This window comes from Methylobacterium mesophilicum (assembly GCF_022179445.1).
GTDB lineage: Bacteria > Pseudomonadota > Alphaproteobacteria > Rhizobiales > Beijerinckiaceae > Methylobacterium > Methylobacterium mesophilicum.
Genome location: NZ_BPQU01000074.1, coordinates 1 through 3743 on the forward strand (window position 1 = coordinate 1; position 3743 = coordinate 3743).

The following is a 3743-nucleotide window of genomic DNA, read 5'->3' on the forward strand; positions in this document are numbered from 1 at the left end:
AATCATGGTGACGCAGAGAGTCAGAACCTCGCCAAAAATGCAACTGTAATGCTAGAGTGTGAACCGCACCAAGCTCTTACGAGCTTTGCGCTTTCGTGATTCAGGGCCGCCGCATGCAGTACGGAGGCGGCGATGGCAGACCTGTTCTGGCTCTCGGATGCGCAGTGGGCGGTGATCGAACCGTTCATGCCGACGGATCAGCCCGGACCGGCGCGGAAGGACGACCGGATGATCATATCCGGCATCCTGCACGTGCTCACTTCCGGCTGCCGCTGGCGCGACTGACCGGCCGCGTATGGCCCGCGCACCACCGTCTACAACCGCTTCAACCGCTGGTCCAGGCGCGGCTTCTGGAAGGCCATGCTGGCAGCGCTGGCCAAAGCCGGATTGTCGGGCGAGGCGACGGCAATCGACAGCACCTACGTGCGGGCGCATCGCTCGGCCCATGGCGTTGAAGGGGGGCGAAGGCGCACGTCATCGGCCCGTCGCGCGGCGGCCAGAGAACCGAGATTTACGCGCTCACCGATGTCCTCGGCCGGCCCGGCGTCCTCCTGCTGACGCCGGGCAACGCCGTCAAAGTCTCCGCCGCCGCAGCCATACCGGCTGAGACAACCGGCCGGATCCACCGCCTAGCCGCGGACAAGAGCTACGACGCTGACTTGATGCGGGCCGAGTTGCGCGCCAATAGCATAAAGCTCGATCATCCCGGGCAAACGCGGTCGGAAGAAGAGGATCCGCCACGACAAGCGCCGCTACAGCGAACACTGGCGCATCGAGGCAACCTTTAACCACCCCAAGGACTTCCGCCGCATCGCCCCCCGCTACAACAAGCTCGAACAAGCTCGCCCGTAACTACACCTTAGCAGTCGATCTCGCTGCCGTAATCGCGTTCTCGTGCTGATCAAGCCCAGACCCTAGAAACATATCTTTTATTTTTACTTCAATGCCTATAACAAACGCGTAACGCAGCCCAGTAAACCATCCAGACTAAACATCGTGATCGGGCGTATTGCTTATGATCGACACGAATTAATACGGAAGCATTTCTGGACTTCACGCGTACTATTGCAGACCCTGCGCCCCAGTGCGAGCTCACCATTCTTTCAAACCTTCACTATAGACCAAAAGCAAATTATTGCTATAAGGATGCAAATATCAAAAGCCATAATCCCTTCAAAATCTGGTGGAACGAATGGGCTCACGATCAACGCGGAATGATTGGGTATTTTTAGTCGTCGTAGCCCTCGTCGGGCTCGTCACTGTCGTGGGGTGCCGGCCCCTCAAAGCTCAAGGCGTGCCGCTACAGCTCTGCCGCTTTAAGAAGATCTGGGGAGACGATTTCAATAATTTGAGCGTATCAAGATCTAACAACGAACGCACCAAATGGTCGGCTCATACGCCTTGGAACGGTGATTTCGGCGATGCACAATTCATCGATCCCGTCGATATCTTCGCTGATCCCGAGAAGAATGCCCCGTTCACCGTCAACGATGGAATTCTGAAGATCCGAGCCCGCAAACAGGATAACGGTAAGTGGACGTCTGGCCTCCTCTCTTCGGCTGACCCGACGACGGCCGGCTTCGCCCTAATGTACGGCTATTTCGAAGCGCGTATGAAGCTTCCGTCAGGCCCCGGCGTATGGCCCGCTTTCTGGCTAGCATCCAACAGCCCGAAAGACGATAAAACACCCTCAGTTGAAATCGACGTCATCGAGTATTACGGTCAGTTTCCGGACGGATTTCATTCCGTCTGGCATGTTTGGGATAAGACTGACCCTAAGAATCAGCGCAGCGGCGATATTATTACCTCTGTACCAAGCGGATCGCTGAGCAGCGATTTCCACACTTACGGCGTAGACGTCACCAAGGAGTCGATAGTTTTCTATCTAGATCGGCGCGAGATAGGCCGAGCGCCGACGCCCCGTGAACATACTAAACCGCTTATGATTCTTGCTAATCTCGCGCTCGGGTCGGGCTGGCCGATTGACAAGACTCCGAATCCCTCCGATCTACTTATTGATTATATCTACGCTTTCGCCCCTGACGAGCAGAAACAGGACGCGACCTGCAAAGAATGACGCAGACGGCTTAGCCATATACGCGCGATGGGAGCGCTTCTCTGAAAAATCGTGTTCGCTGCCGTTTGACCTTGGATTCGCGCATAAACCAGCTCAGTTGATGTGCTGTTGAAGGCTCGGATCACTTTGGGGCTACCTTGTGACTTGCGAGATCAAGGATGTGTTGACGCTCTCTAATGCGTAGAATACGGCGCTAGATTTAGAGCGCCTAACAGAACGGCACCGAGCGGGGTTTTCAGCGTTGGTTTGGCATGGCCAGACTGCTTCTCCCCGATGATCTCTGGGATGAGATCGCTCCGCTCCTCCCGCCGCCTCGGCCGCGTCCGAAGGGCGGGCGTCGTCCAATTGAGACTCGGGCCGCACTCACGGGCATCCTGTTCGTGCTGCGCTCGGGGCTACCGTGGGAAATGCTGCCGGCCGAGATGGGCTGCGGCTCCGGCATGAGTTGTTGGCGGCGACTGCGGGATTGGCAGGCGGCGGGCGTTTGGAGCCGTCTGCATGACGTGTTGCTGGAGCGCCTGCACGCAGCAGGGGAGATCGACTGGAGCCGGGCTTGCCTGGACAGCGCGTCTGTCCCGGCCAAAAAGGGGGGGCTGCCACCGGCCCGAACCCGACGGACCGGGGCAAGCCAGGCACGAAGCGCCATCTCGTCACCGTTGCGCGCGGCACGCCCCTCATGGTGAGCTTGTCGAACCATCGGCTTCTGCCTGAGCGGTGCCAACCGGCACGACACCGTCATGATGGCGGCCACCCTCGATGCCATCCCGTCTGTGCGGAGCGGTCGGCGCGGACGACCGCGACGTCGTCCAGACAAGCTGCACGCTGACAAGGCTTACGATGCCAGACCCCGCCGCCAGGAGTGCCGGGTGCGGGGGATCGTGCCGCGCATCGCACGTAGGGGCATCGAGAGCAGCGAGAAACTCGGTCGTCATCGTTGGGTCGTGGAGCGCACCGACGCTTGGTTCAACCGATTCCGTCGATTGCCCATCCGCTACGAGCGACGCGCAGACATCTACGAGGCCTTCACGAGCCTCGCCGTCAGCCTCATCACCCTCAACCAGATCAGACGGTTCTGTTAGGCGCTCTAAGCCCACCGCTGCGATCCAATCTCGGACACATCGAGCGATGAACTCAGGCCCATTGTCCGAGCGGATATGGCCGCGCACACCACGCAGGCTGAATAGATCCGAGAGGACTGCGATCACATCGTGCGCCTTCAGCTTACGTGATACGCGGAACGCCAGGCACTCACGGGTGAACTCATTGGGTACATTCAGCATCCGGTACTTGCGACCGTTATGCGTCCGTTGCTCGACGAAGTCGTACGACCAGACATGGGCGGGTCGATCTGGCGGAAAGCGCACGCACGAGCCGTCGTTGAGCCAGAGGCGGGCCCACTTCGGCTGTCGCGCTGGAACCTTGAGCCCCTCCCGCCGCCGGATCCGTTCGACCCGCTCCACGTTGACCGTCCAGCGATCGCGCCGGAGCAGCGCGGTGATCCGATGGTAGCCGTATCACCCATACTGGAGAGCCCGCGCGAAGATGGCGACGGTCAGTTCGGCCTCGTCTTCGACCACCACGGCGCGCTTGCGCTGTGTCGAGCGGTGCTGACCCAGGACACGGCAAGCGAAGCGTTCCGACACGCCGTGCTCGGCAACGACGAAGT

General features: G+C 59.6%; 1 protein-coding gene and 3 pseudogenes. 3 read left to right on the top strand and 1 reads right to left on the bottom strand.

Annotated features, from left to right (window positions below; all coding sequences use genetic code 11):
- The first annotated feature begins 132 nt into the window (after positions 1–132).
- From MFF40_RS28215 to MFF40_RS28225, 3 genes and pseudogenes are all read left to right on the top strand, one after another.
- A pseudogene (locus MFF40_RS28215) lies at positions 133–901 on the top strand (IS5 family transposase).
- Positions 902–1192: 291 nt separating this feature from the next.
- On the top strand, positions 1193–2077 hold the full coding sequence (locus MFF40_RS28220; RefSeq protein WP_147899536.1) for a glycoside hydrolase family 16 protein: 885 nt from the start codon (positions 1193–1195) through the stop codon (positions 2075–2077).
- A 251-nt stretch (positions 2078–2328) separates the two neighbouring features.
- Positions 2329–3156, top strand: a pseudogene (locus tag MFF40_RS28225) (IS5 family transposase).
- Between the two features lie 9 nt (positions 3157–3165).
- Here the strand turns inward: MFF40_RS28225 and MFF40_RS28230 are convergent.
- Positions 3166–3743: pseudogene (locus MFF40_RS28230) on the bottom strand (DDE-type integrase/transposase/recombinase); the annotation flags it as partial.

Excerpts from the sequence above, each read along its gene's own strand:
- MFF40_RS28220 (WP_147899536.1), top strand. The coding sequence starts at position 1,193 with ATGGGCTCACGATCAACGCGGAATGATTGGGTATTTTTAGTCGTCGTA.